The sequence below is a fragment of the Paenibacillus sp. JT22N12 genome (assembly GCF_056269365.1).
The window spans coordinates 639,545-656,819 of the sequence record NZ_JBWDNU010000001.1 but is presented as its reverse complement, the minus strand read 5'-3'; the positions used below and the strand labels follow the sequence as shown (position 1 = coordinate 656,819).

Genomic DNA, 17,275 nt, shown 5'->3' with positions numbered 1-17,275 from the left:
CATGTTCAAGCTGCTTATTGCGGAGGATGTAAGAACAGTCCGCGAAGCTCTGATCCGTTCCATCCGCTGGGAGGAAATTGGAATCAGGCTGCTCGGTGCCGTGGAGAACGGGGAGGAAGCTCTCATATGGCTGGAACGGGAGGAGCCGGACCTGCTCCTGACCGATATCGGGATGCCGAGGATGAACGGTCTGGAGCTGATTGAAGCTGTAAAAGCGAGAAAGCCTGATATCCGCTGCATCATCTTATCCGGATTAAATGAATTTGAGCATGCGAGACAGGCGATCAAGCTGCAGGTGCTGGAATATATTCTGAAGCCGATCGATCCTGCCGAGATCGAGCGGGTGATGTCAATTGCGGTGCAGGGGCTTCGCAAAGAGCGGGAAGAACGCCGGGGAATGGCGCTGGCGGAGCAGGCGGTGAAAGAAACGCTGCCCAATCTCTTGGAAGCGCTGTCTCCCCATGATTGGTCCGGCAGCATCAAGAAGAAGAAGCTGGTGGAACAGGCAATCCGCTACGTGAAGGAAGGGTATACGCGCAAGGAGCTGGCGCTTTCGGAAGTAGCGGCCGCGGTTGGCTTAAGCGATAAATATTTGAATCTGCTGGTCAAGGAAGTGACCGGCACGACAATCAATCATGCGATTATCCGGCTTCGGATGGAAGAAGCGGCGCGGCTGCTGAAGGAACCCGCGAATAAAATCTACGAAATCTGCGACTGGATCGGCTATGCGGACCAGGATCATTTCCGGGAAACCTTCAAGAAGCAGTACGGCTTGACGCCAACTGAGTACCGCAACAAGTTTTTGTAAGCCTGATGAATCTCTCGGTGGTGTAATCAGGATCGCGTCGGCGGTTGAATCAATTGGAAATTGATAGACATCAGAACGGCAGGAGTCGTCATGACTTCCTGCCGTTCTGATGTTTTATTTGCTGTATTTGGGCGTTATTTCGTTCATATTGTCAAAAACCGCCGAAGGCGATCACTCAGGATAGGCTCTGAATCTAGTTAACTGCCTATCACTCATCAATCTGTAACACATATGATAAGTGGAAAAAAGCAGTTGTTACCAAAGGAGGTGCAGTTATTGAGCAGTCCCGTTCCATGTCATCGTAAAAAACTAAAAAGAAAACGCCTTAAATGCTGCGAGGAAAATTCTACTATAAAAAGAAAACGCCGCAAGCTGGAAATAAATATATTGGCTCCTCAAGGTCTTTCCGGTCCGGCAGGGGCAGCAGGTTCTTCAGGAATTCCCGGTCTGCAAGGAGTCACGGGAGCTCCGGGAGCCGGTCTGCTCCATTTTTATCAGTTCTTTGAAATTCCGGATCCTATGGTTCCTGGCGGTCCGGCAATCACTACAGTGACGCTGCCTGCAGCGCCTGCGGCAACCGGGCCAGAGCTGCAAGTCAGCGATCAGTTCATTTCACTTCGAGGCATTAACCATAATAGCAGGATCGCATTGACTGCGACTATCGTATGGAGCTTTACCTTCGTTACAGAAACAGCTCCCGAGTTAACTGTCGCGAGCCAAATCATGCAGTTCAGTATTTTTCGCGATACGCCGCTGGTTGGGAAACGCGTTTGTACAGTTATCGACTCCGGGAGAGTAACGCAAATTAACCTGGATGGAATGGCTGTAACATTAGTAAGCGGAACTTATACTACGACGTTTGAATGCACCGATACGGGAGTGATTGGACCGACAGCCAACTATTATTTGACCGCTGCTGCAGGAACTGCTTCAGGATTTGGTGTGCCTGATGACGCATTTCCCGTGCCTGTTACCAACTTTACGAATCCGACAATCAACGAAATTCTTTCAGCGGGAGGGTTATTCTTCCCGGATGATTAATTCTGGAGGTGTAGGTAATGAAATGCAGCGTTCCGCGCCGCAAAAAAAAATGTCCTCGTAAAAAATCCCGCCGTACGCTAAAAATCAATGTAGTTGCCCCGCAAGGGCTCGTCGGGCCTCCCGGACCAGCAGGCCCTAAGGGGCCAGCAGGTCCACAAGGTTTGCCGGGGACGCCTGGCGGTGGCCTTCTGACATCCTATAATTTCGTTGAAATCCCTGATCCCATGGTCGCAGGAGGTCCGGTAATCACCACAGTTGTGCTGCCGGCGGCTCCCGCTACTATTGGACCCGAACTTCAAATTAGCAATCAGTCCGTTGGGCTGGCCAATGTCAATGTCAACAGCCGGGTCGTACTCAGAGCAACCTTTGTATGGAGTTTTACTTTTATAACCGAATTAGCCCCCCAGCTTGCTGTCGCGAGCCAAGTGATGCGCTTTGGCATATTCCGCGACGCGCCGCTCATTGGTGAACGCGTAAGTACCGTCATTGACGCTGGAAGCGTAACGCAAATTAATGTGGAGGGAATGGGAACAACATTTGTCAGCGGAACTTTTACTACAACGTTTGAATGCACCGATACAGGAGTGCCCGGCCCCTCTGTAAATTATTATCTGACAGCAGCAGCTGGTCCAGCCTCAGGCTTCGGTGTCGGAATTAACGGTTCGCCCACCACTATTACTAATTTCACTAATCCGACGATCAATGAGATTCATTTTAGCGGAGAGGTAATAGGCCCGAACGTCCTTTGAATCTTCCCATCCGTTACAACCCGCTGCGAGGAACTCGTTTGACTGCCCAACAACAAGACCCGCGGTTCTTCAACCAGGGGTCTTGTTGTTGTGCGTGAGGCGACAAATCTTGATTAAGAACGCTCCAATATGGTTTGGAAAGTAGTCGCATCGCAGGTCTGCACCAGCTTGACGAGCAATTCCTTCGCAGCGGCATAGTCATCGACATGGAGGATCGATGCTGCGGTATGGATATACCGCGCGCAGACGCCGATGACAGCGGAAGGAATGCCGATTCCCTCCACATGGACTTGACCGGCATCTGTCCCGCCTGCGGAGAAGAAGGGCTGGACGGGGATCCTGTGGGTGGAGGCCGTATCGCGGACGAATTCGAGCATCCCGCGATGCGTAATCATCGTAGGATCGAAGATGCGCAGCAGCGCTCCCGCACCCAGCCGCCCGAACGCCTGGCGGTCGCCTGTCATGTCATTCGCGGCGCTGGCGTCCAGAGCGAAGAACAAATCAGGCTTGATCATCCGAGCAGAAGTACGTCCACCGCGTATGCCCACTTCCTCCTGCACAGTGGCTCCTGCGTACAGCACATTCGGCAGCTTCGCGCCACGAAGTTCTTTGAGCAGTTCTATGGCAAGCCCTACGCCGTAACGGTTGTCCCAGGCTTTAGCCATGATCTTCTTCGGATTGGCAAGCGGGGTAAAGGGGCAGACAGGCAGCGCCGGATGTCCAAGCCGAATGCCGATGTCCTCGGCGCCCTGCCGGTCGTCCGCACCGATATCAATATACATCTGTTTGACATCCAGCGGCTTCCCGCGCGCGGCTTCATTAAGCAGATGGACAGGAGTTGTGCCGATTACGCCGTCAATCGGACCGCGATCAGTGATGACCTGCACACGCTGGGCAGGCAGCACCTGGCTGAACCATCCGCCAAGCGTCTGGAATTTGAGCATCCCGGTGTCCGTGATGCCATTGATAATGAAACCAACCTCGTCCATATGACCGGCTACCATAATGACCGGACCTTCCGAATCGCCGCGGACCACACCGAAAATGCTCCCAAGCCGGTCCTGTACGATCTCATCCGTATATTTCCCCAGCTCCCCCCGCACAAACTCCCTGAGCTCGCGCTCAAAACCGGGAGCAGACGGCATTTCGGTCAGGGTACGGAATAATTCCAATGTGTCCTTATCCATATCAATTCCACCTCGCATTTATTGTTGGGCTATCTTATAACCTTATAGCATTTTTAAGATTCGCGTCTATAAATTTCTATTAGATTGACGGGAAGCAGCCTGCTTCGGCCGCCGGAGTGCATTTTATATTGTAAGCAATTGAATAATGCCTATGCAACAAGAACCGGTGATGTAGCTTTCAGTTGACCAAGGCAGCAATTGAAGAGAAATGGCTGCTTCGCCATTATGATAAAATGAACAGCAGGAAATATCAGTTAAAGATTGGGGGCAGCAAACGATGAGCTATGGCGGATTATCGAAAGAGCGGCTCGGCCGCATGCGCGGCGTCATGACCGGCTATGTGGAACGGGGCGAACTGCCCGGTATGGTTACGCTTGTCAGCCGGCGGGGAGAGCTTCATGTCGAAGCAATCGGAATGAAGGGGATTGGGGGCAGCGATCCGATGCGCCGCGACACGATCTTTCGCATCGCCTCGTTGACGAAACCGGTCACAGCTGCAGCAGCCATGATTCTGGTCGAGGAATGCGAGCTCAGGCTGGACGACGCGGTTGATGAATTTCTGCCTGAACTGGCTGACCGCAGGGTTCTCAAGCGGCTGGACGGGCCGGTTGACGATACTGTTCCCGCGAGCAGGCCCATCACCCTGCGTGATCTGCTGACCCTCAGATTGGGAATAGGAGCTGTTATGGCTCCCCCCGGCAGGTACCCGATCCTGAAGGCGATTGAGGAAGCGGGACTTGCTCCGGGGCCCAATCCGATATCCATCGCTCCGGATGAGTGGATGAAGCGTCTTGGCAGCCTGCCGCTAATCCATCAACCGGGAGAAGCCTGGATGTATCACACCGGATCCGATGTCCTGGGCGTCCTGATATCACGGGCAGCTGGCCGGACGCTGGAAGATTTCACCCGCGAACGCATCTTCGAGCCGCTTGGAATGAAGGATACCGGATTTCATGTGCCGGATAGCAAGTTGGACAGGCTGCCCCCAAGCTACATGACCAATCGTGAAACGGGAGGGCTGATGGTCCATGACGAACCGCAAAGCAGTCTATGGAGGTCACCGTCCGTCTTTCCATCCGGCGGTGGCGGGCTTGTCTCAACCGCTGACGATTATCTGGCCTTCTGCCGGATGATGCTGAACAAGGGGAGCAGCGGACGTATGCGCATCCTATCACGCCCATCGGTCGAACTGATGACCATGGATCATCTGACGCCGGAGCAGAAAGCGGAGGCCCATGTTTTTTTGGGCGGCAGCAGCGGTTGGGGTTTTGGTGTCGGCGTCTCTGTCCGGCGCAATGATCTGGCCGGGGTCCCCGGGAGATTCGGCTGGGATGGCAGTACGGGCACATCCGCATATTCGGATACCAAGGAAGACTTGATAGGGCTCTTGTTCACCCAGCGTTTGATGGATAATCCGGGTCCTCCCAATGTCCTCCTCGATTTCTGGACCTCGGTATACCAGGCCATTGACGATTGAGACGGTTTCAAACGGCATGCCTTTTCAAATGCTTCGTCATACAAGTTCGCCAAACAAGGGGATATTCCCTTTTAACTTATGGATTGAGGGAAGAATCGAACTCTGCCCTCGCGGCAAATAATTTTACAATACGATATCGCTGGACAGGATAATCGCCATTATTCTCGAATAATGACAAAATAGGGTTTTGGATTTTAGCTTTGTTCCGTGTTCAACCTTTCAAACGATGACCAGAATGAGGGGGCAATCCAGAATGGCTGTAACGTTTAACACCATTATAATGAAAGCGGAAGGGAAGAACGCTACCGGAATTCAGGTGCCTGCGGAAGCAGTAGCTGCGCTTGGCAAGAAGATGAAACCGAGTGTTATAGTGAGCTTGAATGGTTATACCTATCGCAGTACTGTCGCGGTTTACGGCAGTGAGTTCTTTCTCCCCTTGAACGCGGTTCACAGGGAAGCGGCGGGAGTAGCTGCCGGCGACAGGGTAGAAGTGACGCTTGAGCTTGATTTGGAGCCTCGGACCGTCGACGTTCCGCATGATCTCACAGCGGCGCTGTCAGCCCAGACCGGAGCGGTGGAGGTCTTCAATGCTTTGTCGTACTCGAAACGCAAAGAATTTGTCAGGCAGGTGGAGGATGCCAAAACGCAGGAAACCCGTGAACGGCGGATCGCCGGCATTGTTGAGAAAATAATTGTTTCCTGAGGTTTGCATATACGATCGCGCGAGCAGAGAGAGGCGAGAAAATGAACCTGCAGACTATCGGGCATGTCACACAGATCACAAGATATCCGGTAAAATCGATGGCCGGCGAGCATCTGAATCACACGCATATTGCAGCTTACGGATTATATGCCGATCGGAGCCATGCTTTTATTGATGATTCCAAGGAAGGCTGGGACAGGTATTTCACTGCACGGCAGCTCCCCGTTTTGTTGGGATACAAAGCAAGCTTTACAGCAAGCACCGCGCACGACGAATTTCCCCCATTGCGGATAACCTCGCCTGACGGCCGTGAATTCAGCTGGGATGGCCAATTGCTGCAAGAGATCCAAAGCGCCTCCAGACCCGGATTATCCATGATTCGTCATGAACCGGACAGCCGGGAACTGCTGGCAGTGGACACGGGCGGAATTTTAATCATCACGGACCGCACTCTGCGTAAGCTGGAGAAGCTGCTGGGCAAGGAGCTGGATCCGCGCCGGTTCAGAGCCAATCTGATGATCTCCTTGAATGATGAAAGCTGCCGGGATGATGCATCCTTGATAGGCAAACGTTTGTCAGTGGGGAGCGCCGTTCTGGAGGTCGCTCAAGAATGCGTGCGTTGTTCCGTTATTACCATTGATCCCGACACTTACGAACGGGAAGTCCGGATTCTAAAGACAGTGAAAGAAGAGATGAACCTGAAATTCGGCGTGTACGCGTCGGTTGTTCAGACTGGCGAGGTAAGCAGCGGCGATCCGGTATACATTTCAGGGTGAAATTGTCATAAATTCATGCTTTATCAGGATAGCTGATAGAAGTTATAAGATCATTCTTGTTGACCCGGTCTTCCAGCTCTGATAAGTTCAAGAGAGCGAAAATTGCTTCAGATACGATAATAAGAATATCATTGCATGCTAACGGGGTGGAAATGGGTGGAATTTCAAGTATTTAACAGTCCTTTTAATGAGGAACAGGCAGAGCTGCTCAATCGATTGCTGCCTTCGCTGACAGAATCACAACGGATCTGGCTGAGCGGTTACCTGGCTGCTTCTTCTCAGACAGCCGCAGCAGTTGCGGCGCCAGCAGCAGTGCCGACAGCAGCTTTGGCAGCGATTGCAGAGCCGGTCGCCGCCAGGGAAGTAACGGTGCTTTTCGGGTCTCAAACCGGGAACTGCAATGGACTTGCCAAGAAATTGTCCAAGAAGCTGGAAGAGCAGGGCCTCACGGTCTCACTCTCCTCCATGGCGGATTTCAAGCCGAATAACCTGAAGAAGGTCCAGGACCTGCTTCTGTTGGTGAGTACCCATGGGGAAGGAGATCCGCCGGATAACGCAATTTCTTTCTATGAATTCCTTCACAGCAAGAGAGCGCCGCAACTGGAGGATCTGCGTTTCTCCGTGCTTGCTTTGGGAGATACCTCCTATGAGTTTTTCTGTCAAACAGGAAAGGATCTCGATTTGCGTCTGGAAGAACTGGGCGGCAAGCGAATTATCCCCCGTGTCGACTGCGATGTGGATTTTGACGAGCCTGCTGCGGAATGGATCAGTAATGTTCTGGGATCCCTGAGCACGGCTTCTACAGCACCTGCATCTGCAGCTAATGGAGCTGCGGCGGTTGTGAGCGTAACCGAATCGGAATCCGAATACTCCAGGACGAATCCATTCCAGGCCGAGGTTCTTGAGAATCTGAATTTGAACGGGCGAGGATCGGATCGTGAAACACGCCATCTCGAGATCTCCCTTGAGGGATCAAATCTGCAGTATGAACCGGGCGACAGCCTGGGCATCTATCCGGAGAACCATCCCCGCCTTGTGGACGAGTTGATCGGATTCATGGGCTGGAATGCGGATGAATCCGTTGCAATCAACAAGAGCGGCGAGACACGGTCATTGGGTGAAGCACTGCTCCGGCATTTTGAAATAACCGTTCTGACGAAGCCGCTGTTCGAGCAGCTGGCTAATCTGCCTTCAGGCAGCGTGATGAGAGAGCTTCTGGCTGCGGGACGCGAGCAGGAGCTTCGGGCTTATCTGAACGACAAGGATCTATTGGATCTGGTGCAGGATTATTCCCTTGCGGGTGTGCCTGCGGGCGAGTTCGTATCCCATTTGCGGAAGATTCCCGGCCGCTTGTACTCGATCGCCAGCAGTCCGAAAGCTTTCCCGGATGAAGTGCATGTTACCGTCCGGACGGTCCGTTACGAGGCACAGGGCCGCGACCGCTACGGCGTCTGCTCCATTCAGCTTGCAGAGCGTGTACAGCCCGGCGATACGCTTCCGGTCTACATTCAGCATAATTCGAACTTCAAGCTTCCCGAGAATCCGGCTGCTCCAATCATTATGATTGGACCGGGTACGGGCGTCGCTCCGTTCAGAGCCTTCCTGGGCGAACGGGAAGAGACGGGCGCTGAAGGGGAATCCTGGTTGTTCTATGGCGATCAGCATTTCTCCACAGATTTCCTGTATCAGATTGAATGGCAGCGCTGGCTCAAGGACGGCGTGCTGACACGGCTGGATGTCGCGTTCTCGCGGGATACGGACAAGAAAGTTTATGTCCAGCACCGGATGCTTGAGAAGAGCCGCGAATTCTATGAGTGGCTCCAGAAGGGAGCTAGCGTATACGTCTGCGGCGACGAGAAGAAAATGGCCCATGACGTTCATGCAGCTCTGGCGACTATTCTTGAGCAGGAGGGCGGCATGAGCCCTGAGGAAGCTTCTGATTATTTGATTCAATTGCAGCAGCAGAAACGTTATCAGCGGGATGTTTACTAGGATGCGCCCCGAAGATTGCGAGAGGAGATAGCAAGTATGGCACAAAATCAACTTCTTCACCCGCAGAATGCGCCGCACAGCGATGTTGAGGACATCAAACGCCGGAGCAATTATTTGCGGGGAAGCCTTGAAGAGACTTTGGAAAATGTCATTACGGGTTCCATTCCCGAAGACGATAACCGATTGATGAAATTCCATGGCAGCTACATGCAGGATGACCGGGATCTGCGCAATGAGCGGCAGAAACAAAAGCTGGAGCCTGCCTATCAGTTCATGCTGCGCGTACGCGCGGCTGGAGGTGTCGTCACGCCGGAGCAGTGGCTGATGATGGACCGCATCGCAACGAAGAATGCCAATGGAACGATCCGGCTGACGACACGCCAGTCCTTTCAGCTTCACGGGGTAATCAAGTGGAACATGAAGCAGACCATCCGGGAAGTGAACGATGCGCTGCTAACGACGCTTGCCGCGTGCGGCGACGTCAACCGCAACGTGATGTGCAATCCGAACCCGTACCAATCGGAGATTCATTCCGAGGTGTACGAGTGGGCCAGCAGAGTCAGCAATCACCTTGATCCGAAGACAAGAGCCTATCATGAAATTTGGCTTGATGGCGAGAAAATACTGGACAGCCAAAATGACGGGGAAGAAGTAGAACCGATCTACGGACCGGTTTACCTGCCGCGCAAGTTTAAAATTGGTATGGCTGTTCCTCCATCCAATGACGTTGATGTGTTTTCCCAGGATTTGGGCTTTATCGCTATTATTGAAGATGGAAAGCTGAAGGGCTTCAATGTGTCGGTAGGCGGCGGAATGGGAATGACGCATGGCGATTCGAAAACATATCCGCAGGTTTCCAAAGTGATCGGGTTCTGTACACCGGAGCAAATCATCGATGTAGCCGAGAAAACGGTAATGATTCAACGGGATTACGGCGATCGTGCGATCCGGAAGCATGCCCGTTTCAAATATACGATCGACGACCGCGGGATCGAATGGTTTATTAATGAATTAAGCGACCGGATGGGCTGGAAGCTTGAGGAAGCGCGTCCTTACCATTTTGACAGCAATGGCGACCGCTATGGCTGGGTAAAGGGAAATAACGGAAAATGGCATTTTACCCTGTTTGTCCAGAACGGCCGTGTCAAAGACGAAGCTGGCTATCCTCTGATGACAGGTTTAAGGGAAATCGCCAAGGTTCATACAGGCGACTACCGGCTTACGCCGAACCAGAATCTGATCATCGGCAATGTAACCAGCCATAAGAAGAAAAAAATCGAAGGTTTGATCAAGGAGTACGGACTTACCGATGGAGCCCATCATTCGGCTCTGCGCAGAAGCTCCATGGCCTGCGTGGCGCTGCCAACCTGCGGACTGGCAATGGCCGAATCGGAGCGTTATCTTCCTTCGCTGATTGATAGAATGGAGCCGATGCTTGAGGAAGCTGGACTGCGCGACGAAGAAATCGTTATCCGCATGACCGGCTGCCCGAATGGATGCGCAAGACCAATGCTTGCGGAAATCGCGTTCATCGGCAAAGCACCCGGCAAATACAACATGTATTTGGGGGGCGGCTTCACAGGCAATCGTCTGAACAAGCTGTACAAGGAAAACATCGGGGAAGAGGAGATTCTCGGTACTCTCCAGCCGATTGTGACGCAGTATGCAAAGGAAAGGCAAAGAGGCGAGCACTTCGGTGATTTTGTCATTCGAGCCGGCTTTGTGAAAGAGGTTCTGGACGGACAGGATTTTCACTCGTAAAGGTGCCTGCGCCGTACAATAGGTATCAAGGCAGCAGAACGACCGCTTGAAAGGGCGGTCATTCTGCTGTTTCTATTTGCATACAGTCAGCTGTCGATGGATTCGTGCCAGTGAGGAGATTGATGGGAAACACCAGCTAGTGGAAATTAAAAGACTGCCTCCGCATACAATCTACTATAGCCGCAGTTCAAGGAATAATATACAAAGAATGGAAATATAGTGGACGCCCTGCACGGAATGAACGACTCAACCAGTGAAGTATTCCGGTTAGGTCGGACGTTAATGCCGCAATCGCACATTATGTTGCCAGGAAAGTCCCTCTGTCATTTTCTTTTATCCGAAATATTTGTAAAGGAGGGATTGCTGTTACTATTCCTTTAGATTTCTTTCTGAAAGTAACCTTTGCCTTATTTCTGGGATTGCTGATTGGCATTGACCGTCAATTAAAGCATAAGCCCCTTGGCTTGAAAACCTGTATGGTCATATCAGTGGCCAGCTGCCTGGTTACGGTGATCTCCATTGAGTCGATCGAAAAGTTCGGTGATCTCCTCACGACAAACCGTGATCCCATGCGGTTGGCGGCTCAAATTGTCAGCGGGGTCGGCTTCCTCGGCGCAGGCGTTATTCTGAGAAGAAACAATGATGTAATCTCGGGATTGACCTCCGCGGCGATGATTTGGGCGGCATCCGGAATCGGCATAGCGGTTGGGGCAGGATTTTATTGGGAGGCTTCCTATTCTGTTCTGATTATTATCCTTGCGGTTAACGTGTTGCCCTTCCTGATCCGGCGCATCGGACCTGAAAAATTAAGTCAAAAGGATATTTCCGTCAAGCTTATCGTGAATCCGACCTGCGATTTGACGCAAATCATTAAAAATCTCGAAAGCGAACGCGAGCTGACAGGGAAAAAAGGCGTGGATATCCGTGAGATTAAACTCAAGGATCTGGAATCCGGTAACCGGCAAATCGGTTTGATTCTATCCGCAACCCATAAACACTATGTTACCGATGTATACAATCTGGTGAAGCTGACGGATAACGTCATCACCGTCGAAATCGAGGAGTTATAACCTGAGTCATAAGCCGGCGCTTTGCTTTGCAAGCTGCATCAGATTGCATAAATTCTCCCTCAACCCTGCATATTAAAGTAGGTTGCCCAAAATGTTTTTACAACAAAGGAGAATATGACGATGCAGCAGCAAATACCATCAAATAATCGTTCGCAGAACGGATTGAACATGAATCATGGAGGTCATGAACTGCTTGATGTGCATCAGGTGTTGTCCTGTGCCGTCAATACGTTGGATCAATTCATGATTTTCAGGCAATTCGTTCAGGATCAGGAGCTTTTGGACATTCTGGACCGGCAGTATAATTTCATGCTCTCCCAATACAATCTGACGGCTGAATGCTTTAAGACCGGGCAGGAGCCAAACCAGAAAACAGCTACTTATATGATTAAACAAGTAACACAGCCGGTATACGGCATCAAACAGAACCAGCCGACAAAACCGAATCAATCCCTCGCTGACGTAAAGGATGCAGGCATATGCGATTATATGCAGGGGTTGGTTAAATCCCATGCTTCATTATTGACCATGTCAGCGGCAGAAGTAACAAATCCTGTCGTTCGCCGCGTGCTGGCATCTCAAATACAGCAGTTCATCGAAATGTCTTACGAGATTTTCATGTATCAAAACAAACATGGCTACTACCAGGTGCCGCAGTTTGATACTGCCGATATGCAAAAGATGCTGAATATGTACGTACCGGCAGCCGGAACGCCGCAAATGCCGGAGCCTAACAAAGCGGCATTGCACTAACCTGATTCAATAAAAGCTTTTTAAGAGCGCTCGGATATGCAAATGCATACCGGGCGTTTTTTTATTTAGAAAAATCTCATTCCCGATTATTATTGAGGTCTGAAGCTCAGGTGAATAAAAAGAACTCAATCTTCGGAAAATAACCGGGGCAGATATGAAGGGAGGGATCTGTAATGGCTAAACAACAAGGGCATGCTGCACAAAATACAACAACGCGCACATCCGATAAAAAGGGAAACGAAGGCAAAAAAGGCGGAGACAAATAGACTGGGAAAAGGGGATTCCATTTGCTTAATCAGCTGGAAAGCAATTATGATTGCTCGAATGCAGGCGAGGATCTGCATCAATTAAAGCAGGAATTGGAGCAATTGATGTCCAAGAGCAGCAGCGAACATTCAACCGAGGAAAAGGAAACGTTAAACCGGCTTCAAAACCAAATACATTTTATCCATAACAAATGCGATATTCGTTAATTGAACTGAAATCATTGTAAGCCGGCCTTTGGGGTCGGCTTTTTATATGCTGAACTTTAGATATTGACTACATAGTCAAGAATGTGATAGGATTACGTCATGAGCAGACCAAGAGAATTTGACGTGGATAAGGTTTTGAGTCAGTCGATGGAGGTTTTTTGGACCAAAGGCTATAAAGCGACCTCTTTCGAGGATCTGACGAACAAAACCAATGTGAAGAAACAGAGTCTTTATGGCGTATTTGAAGACAAACGCTCGCTTTTTTTAAAGGCACTCGCTCTTTATCGGACGCAAAGCCTCTCACAGCTTAGAGAAATGATCGACCAAGGCGGTTCGCCAACCCGTATTCTGGAAGCTCTGCAATCAGCATCGCTTTGTTCCTCAAACGAGGAGGCTCATAAAGGCTGTCTCATGGTTAACTCTGCTATGGAGTTTGGCATGGATGATCGGGAAGTCGCGACTGAGTTCGACCTTATGTTCAGTGAAGTACGGCTTGTTCTTGAGGAGGTCATTCGAAACGGACAAGCTGCAGGAGAAATCACGAACCGGTTTACAAGTCAGGAATTAGCGGCCTACCTGGCCAATACTTTGCGCGGCATCCGAATATTAGAGAAAACAGGCGCGCCTGCAGATCAGATCGAAATGGTGCTGAACACGGCATTCGATTTGATAAAAAACTAATTTTTTTTGTCTGATTTTTGACTTCGTAGTCAAAAATTTTTTGTTCAATTATTGACTTTGCAGTCAATAAAAACACCAAAACTATACAAGAGGAGCTGTTCATCATGTCTACTTTCCCCCAAATCTTGTCCACGTATCAATTAGGCCGCCTGACGCTTAAAAACAGGGTGGTTCTTGCGCCCATGACAAGGGGATCCGCAGAGTCCGACGGCAGAGCGACGGAAAATATGGCCCGTTATTATGCCCGCTTTGCCTCTGGCGATTTTGGACTTGTTATTACGGAATCCGGCTACATGGATGACACCTTCAGTCAAGGATTGCTGAATCAGCCGGGTATTACGAAGGATTCGCATATCCAGGCTTGGAAGGGCGTTACGGAAGCGGTTCATGCACAAGGAGGGAAAATCATTTTGCAGCTTGCCCATGCCGGTGCGCTGTCCCAAGAGAATCCTAATAGTGGACAAACGGTTGCTCCTTCCGCTTTAAAGCCGCAGGGTGAGAGAAGTCCGCTTTATGGCAAGGGAGGCGAATTTCCGACTGCCAGAGCATTAGATATTGAAGAAATCAAGGAGCTGATCGGCAACTTTGCGAAAGCTGCTTCGAATGCGGAGAAAGCCGGCTTCGACGGTGTGGAAATTCACTCTGCGAGCGGTTGTCTGCCGGACCAGTTTTTGACCGGATACACGAATCAGCGGACGGACGAATACGGCGGATCCCTGGAGAATCGCCTCCGGTTTCTTATTGAAACTATAGAAGCTGTCAAAGCAGCAACAGGCGAAGATTTTGTTGTCGGTGTCCGCATTTCGCAAGCGAAAGTAAATAATTTTACCTACAAGTGGGAGCATGGGGAAGAGGATGCAAGAGTTATTTTTGAAAGCATCGGAGCAGCCAAAGCCGATTACATCCATACGTATGAATACCGCGCATTGGACCCTGCTTTCGGGGAGTCTGGTCCTACGCTTGCCGAGCTGGCGAAGAAATACGGCAATACTGCTGTCATTGCCAACGGCGGACTCGATCAGCCTACTGATGCAGCGAAGATGCTGGAGAAGGGCTCCGATCTGATTGCGCTTGCCAAAGCGGCGCTGTCTAACCATGACTGGCCGAAAAAAGTGCAAAACGGGCAGCCAATCGAACCCTTCACGGGTGATGTGCTGACGCCGACTCCGACCCTGAAGGAAAAAGAATTATTGATCTGAAAACAGAAGCATCGCCCTGGTTTCCGGCATGAAAGGCTGAACCTGTATACCAGAAGCGGAATTGCAGCATTATATATAATGCTTGCTTTAAAGTCCACTTTAAGGTGTATAGTTAAAGCTCGAGAAATCATTTCTGATGATCAGGGAGGTGTGGAGAGTTGTCATTTTCAATCAAAGAAGCCTCCGAACGGCTTGAGCTTCCTCCTCATACGATCCGTTATTATGAGAAAGAAGGGCTGCTTCCTTTTATACAAAGAGATCAATACGGGAACCGGCTGTTTGAACAAAAGGACCTGGACTGGATCAACCTGATGACATGCTTCCGTGCGACGGGGATGACGGTAGCGGCCTTGAAACGGATTGTCGATCTTGCTATCATGGGCGATGAGACGATACCGGAAAGAAAAGCGATATTGGAAAATCATAAGCTGGAGCTTCAGCGAAGACAGCTGGAGCTGGACAGGGCATTTGAAGCGGTTAATCAAAAATTGTCGATCTACAACACCCGTCAAATTCCCGATTCAAGTCCAATGAATGAATTGATGCTGAATCCGCCGAGAAGCTAAAAACCGAAAGACCGGATTCCCTTTTAATGAAGGGAGTCCGGTTTTTTTTCTTGTTAACTTTAAACAGGACATAAGCTGTCCAGTTCATATGGTACAGTCACTCATGAAACAAAAAACGGTAACAAGAAAGCGGGAATTTTAGATGATTGACCGACAGGAACAATTTGGAGTTACCCGAAGCAGCAGGGCTTTTCAAGCTTTTCGCCATGCAATCGAGGAGGGATCGCTGACAGAATTCCTTTTGATGGCTTCCGATGATTTGCGCTTCGCCGTTCCAATGCCCTTCGTCGAATGGAAGGGCATGCAGTACGGCAAGAAACGATTTGAAGAATTGGTACTCATGGAGCGTGAAGCCTTGGCTGTCCGGTTAACGTCTTTGCTGGAGCTCGAGGATGCCAATCATGGGATCGTGGTATTCAGCGCGGAAGGAACGTTGAACGGCGCACCCTACAGCAATGAGCTGACGATTGTTTTTGAATTCGAGAATGAAAGGATTCGATCATTCCGTGAATATGTCGGATCGACACAATATATGCTGTCCGCTGAATGATATAAGAATGGGATGAATCAACACAAGGAATATTATATTGCATATCGCATTTTTCTCCTCAGGCTGCGACAGCCAGGGGCTTCCTGCTCTTCCGGAAAGAAACGGCGGCTGCGGCGAAGGACAAAAGCAGCGCAATGCTGGCGACCCACGGATTGTACAAGACGGTCGAATTCAAGGTGACAGCCATACCGCCGACTCCCGCACCGGCTGCCAAACCGACCTGCGTCACGGAGGTGTTCAGGCTGATGATGAGATTGGCCGATTGCGGGGCCTTCTCGATGAAGTAGGTCTGCGTAGCAGGGCCCATAATAAACATGGACATCACCCACAGGGACAGAAGCACCATGGCAAGAGGAAATGAATGAACGGCCAGCGGAAGCAGAGCCAGCGTCAGGACATGACCGGTCAAGCTGATGACGATGATCCTTACGCTTCCCCATTTATCGATAGCGGAGCCGCCCAGCCGTGAACCCAAAGCGCCGGCAATTCCGAAGGCGAGCATGATGAATCCGATATCCGAAGCGCTGCGCTGCAGGATTGTTCCGAGAAAAGAGGTTACATACGTAAACATGACGGAGTTGCCGATTTCCCTGAACAGAACGAGCAGCAGCGCGGACAAAATGACCGGATTCGCAAACACCGCGAACTGCTGCTTGAAGGCTACGGGAGCATCGCCTTCGATCTCCGGCAGCAGGAGGGCCATGCCGATCAGAATGATGAGGCTGCCGGCGGCGAGGAAGAGAAAGATTATCTGCCAGCTGAACATACCAGTCAGCGCAATCCCGACGGGTACGCCAAGAATCATGGCGCTGCTGAAGCCGAGAATAATGGTGCCGATCGCGCTGCCGATTTTCTCGGGAGGCACCATCTTGGCTGCAGCGCTGAAGGCGGCTACCATCAATACGCCGGAGCTCATGCCCAATATCATGCGGGCAGCCATCAGCAGGATGAAGCCGGAGCTTGCGAACGAGACGAGATTGCCGATAATGAAGACGGATAAGGCAATGAGCAGCAATTTTTTCCGGCCCATTCGCGCCGTCAGAGACACAATAACCGGAGTTCCTATCGCGAATGCGAGCGAATAGGCGGTTATGAGCTGTCCGGCAAGTGCGACAGAGATATGCATCTCTTCAGCCAGTACATTCAGAATGCCTGCCACGACCAATTCTGAAGTAGCCGTGAAGAAGACGGCTATCATTAAAATGTAAATGACAATTCGGTTCATAATCAACCATTCCTTTCCGTTTTCCCGGGCTTCTTTCTTTTTGGGGCCCATTGCGATTATATAAGCGCTTGGCCGCGTCCGGCTAAGCGGCTTAATCGAATTATAATCAAGCTGATTTCATAAAGTAAGAACGCAAATCATTTGGATGTAATCCATTTATTTGGACCAACTAACCTATTGTATAGGAGGTTGCAAAGTGCGCGTCCAAGACAAATAACCGCCAAGGGCTAAGAGCCCTGGCGGTTAAACTTGTTATGATCTAGT

17 protein-coding genes are annotated in these 17,275 nt (G+C 50.7%); 15 read left to right on the top strand and 2 right to left on the bottom strand.

Going from position 1 to position 17,275, the window contains the following annotated elements; genetic code table 11:
* The first annotated feature begins 1 nt into the window (after window position 1).
* The 3 genes from AC0YOA_RS02770 (at window position 2) to AC0YOA_RS02760 (ending at window position 2,598) form a co-directional block, all read left to right on the top strand.
* Complete coding sequence (locus AC0YOA_RS02770) at window positions 2–808, top strand: response regulator transcription factor (protein ID WP_475785301.1); 807 nt, start codon at window positions 2–4, stop codon at window positions 806–808.
* Between the two features lie 387 nt (window positions 809–1,195).
* Entirely contained in the window at window positions 1,196–1,849 is a 654-nt protein-coding gene (locus tag AC0YOA_RS02765; protein ID WP_475785300.1) for a hypothetical protein, read from the top strand.
* 17 nt (window positions 1,850–1,866) lie between these two features.
* Window positions 1,867–2,598, top strand: coding sequence for a hypothetical protein (locus AC0YOA_RS02760; protein WP_475785299.1), 732 nt, complete (start codon window positions 1,867–1,869; stop codon window positions 2,596–2,598).
* Window positions 2,599–2,711: 113 nt separating this feature from the next.
* Here AC0YOA_RS02760 and AC0YOA_RS02755 read toward each other — a convergent pair whose 3' ends face one another.
* Window positions 2,712–3,785 (bottom strand): M42 family metallopeptidase, encoded by a 1,074-nt coding sequence (locus AC0YOA_RS02755; RefSeq protein ID WP_475785298.1) that lies wholly within the window; start codon window positions 3,783–3,785, stop codon window positions 2,712–2,714.
* 277 nt (window positions 3,786–4,062) lie between these two features.
* Between AC0YOA_RS02755 and AC0YOA_RS02750 the strand changes: the two genes are divergently transcribed.
* From AC0YOA_RS02750 to AC0YOA_RS02695, 12 genes are all read left to right on the top strand, one after another.
* On the top strand, window positions 4,063–5,262 hold the full coding sequence (locus AC0YOA_RS02750) for a serine hydrolase domain-containing protein (protein ID WP_475785297.1): 1,200 nt from the start codon (window positions 4,063–4,065) through the stop codon (window positions 5,260–5,262).
* A 253-nt stretch (window positions 5,263–5,515) separates the two neighbouring features.
* The gene (locus tag AC0YOA_RS02745) at window positions 5,516–5,965 is read left to right on the top strand and encodes a YdeI/OmpD-associated family protein (protein WP_475785296.1); all 450 of its coding nucleotides are present in this window, start codon (window positions 5,516–5,518) and stop codon (window positions 5,963–5,965) included.
* A gap of 41 nt (window positions 5,966–6,006) precedes the next feature.
* The gene (locus AC0YOA_RS02740; protein ID WP_475785295.1) at window positions 6,007–6,741 is read left to right on the top strand and encodes an MOSC domain-containing protein; all 735 of its coding nucleotides are present in this window, start codon (window positions 6,007–6,009) and stop codon (window positions 6,739–6,741) included.
* Window positions 6,742–6,897: 156 nt separating this feature from the next.
* Complete coding sequence (locus AC0YOA_RS02735; protein ID WP_475785294.1) at window positions 6,898–8,733, top strand: assimilatory sulfite reductase (NADPH) flavoprotein subunit; 1,836 nt, start codon at window positions 6,898–6,900, stop codon at window positions 8,731–8,733.
* 36 nt (window positions 8,734–8,769) lie between these two features.
* A complete protein-coding gene (gene cysI, locus AC0YOA_RS02730; protein ID WP_475785293.1) occupies window positions 8,770–10,494 on the top strand; it encodes an assimilatory sulfite reductase (NADPH) hemoprotein subunit in 1,725 nt (574 codons plus the stop codon).
* Between the two features lie 371 nt (window positions 10,495–10,865).
* Window positions 10,866–11,564 carry an MgtC/SapB family protein gene (locus AC0YOA_RS02725; protein ID WP_210044044.1) on the top strand — a complete coding sequence of 233 codons (699 nt, stop codon included), beginning with the start codon at window positions 10,866–10,868 and terminating at the stop codon, window positions 11,562–11,564.
* Window positions 11,565–11,684: 120 nt separating this feature from the next.
* On the top strand, window positions 11,685–12,317 hold the full coding sequence (locus AC0YOA_RS02720; protein ID WP_475785292.1) for a spore coat protein: 633 nt from the start codon (window positions 11,685–11,687) through the stop codon (window positions 12,315–12,317).
* Window positions 12,318–12,604: 287 nt separating this feature from the next.
* Complete coding sequence (locus AC0YOA_RS02715; RefSeq protein WP_379112647.1) at window positions 12,605–12,790, top strand: DUF2524 domain-containing protein; 186 nt, start codon at window positions 12,605–12,607, stop codon at window positions 12,788–12,790.
* A 99-nt stretch (window positions 12,791–12,889) separates the two neighbouring features.
* A complete protein-coding gene (locus AC0YOA_RS02710; protein WP_475785291.1) occupies window positions 12,890–13,471 on the top strand; it encodes a TetR/AcrR family transcriptional regulator in 582 nt (193 codons plus the stop codon).
* Between the two features lie 104 nt (window positions 13,472–13,575).
* The gene (locus AC0YOA_RS02705) at window positions 13,576–14,670 is read left to right on the top strand and encodes an oxidoreductase (RefSeq protein ID WP_475785290.1); all 1,095 of its coding nucleotides are present in this window, start codon (window positions 13,576–13,578) and stop codon (window positions 14,668–14,670) included.
* 158 nt (window positions 14,671–14,828) lie between these two features.
* A complete protein-coding gene (locus tag AC0YOA_RS02700; protein ID WP_475766190.1) occupies window positions 14,829–15,236 on the top strand; it encodes a MerR family transcriptional regulator in 408 nt (135 codons plus the stop codon).
* Window positions 15,237–15,378: 142 nt separating this feature from the next.
* Complete coding sequence (locus tag AC0YOA_RS02695) at window positions 15,379–15,786, top strand: nuclear transport factor 2 family protein (RefSeq protein WP_475785289.1); 408 nt, start codon at window positions 15,379–15,381, stop codon at window positions 15,784–15,786.
* Window positions 15,787–15,844: 58 nt separating this feature from the next.
* Here AC0YOA_RS02695 and AC0YOA_RS02690 read toward each other — a convergent pair whose 3' ends face one another.
* Window positions 15,845–17,011, bottom strand: coding sequence for an MFS transporter (locus tag AC0YOA_RS02690; RefSeq protein WP_475785288.1), 1,167 nt, complete (start codon window positions 17,009–17,011; stop codon window positions 15,845–15,847).
* Between the last annotated feature and the right edge of the window lie 264 nt (window positions 17,012–17,275).

Coding starts and splice junctions, on each gene's coding strand:
- AC0YOA_RS02720 (WP_475785292.1), top strand. CDS start 11,685: ATGCAGCAGCAAATACCATCAAATAATCGTTCGCAGAACGGATTGAAC.
- AC0YOA_RS02695 (WP_475785289.1), top strand. CDS start 15,379: ATGATTGACCGACAGGAACAATTTGGAGTTACCCGAAGCAGCAGGGCT.
- AC0YOA_RS02705 (WP_475785290.1), top strand. CDS start 13,576: ATGTCTACTTTCCCCCAAATCTTGTCCACGTATCAATTAGGCCGCCTG.
- AC0YOA_RS02750 (WP_475785297.1), top strand. CDS start 4,063: ATGAGCTATGGCGGATTATCGAAAGAGCGGCTCGGCCGCATGCGCGGC.
- AC0YOA_RS02760 (WP_475785299.1), top strand. CDS start 1,867: ATGAAATGCAGCGTTCCGCGCCGCAAAAAAAAATGTCCTCGTAAAAAA.
- cysI (WP_475785293.1), top strand. CDS start 8,770: ATGGCACAAAATCAACTTCTTCACCCGCAGAATGCGCCGCACAGCGAT.
- AC0YOA_RS02710 (WP_475785291.1), top strand. CDS start 12,890: ATGAGCAGACCAAGAGAATTTGACGTGGATAAGGTTTTGAGTCAGTCG.
- AC0YOA_RS02770 (WP_475785301.1), top strand. CDS start 2: ATGTTCAAGCTGCTTATTGCGGAGGATGTAAGAACAGTCCGCGAAGCT.
- AC0YOA_RS02755 (WP_475785298.1), bottom strand. CDS start 3,785: ATGGATAAGGACACATTGGAATTATTCCGTACCCTGACCGAAATGCCG.
- AC0YOA_RS02740 (WP_475785295.1), top strand. CDS start 6,007: ATGAACCTGCAGACTATCGGGCATGTCACACAGATCACAAGATATCCG.
- AC0YOA_RS02690 (WP_475785288.1), bottom strand. CDS start 17,011: ATGAACCGAATTGTCATTTACATTTTAATGATAGCCGTCTTCTTCACG.
- AC0YOA_RS02745 (WP_475785296.1), top strand. CDS start 5,516: ATGGCTGTAACGTTTAACACCATTATAATGAAAGCGGAAGGGAAGAAC.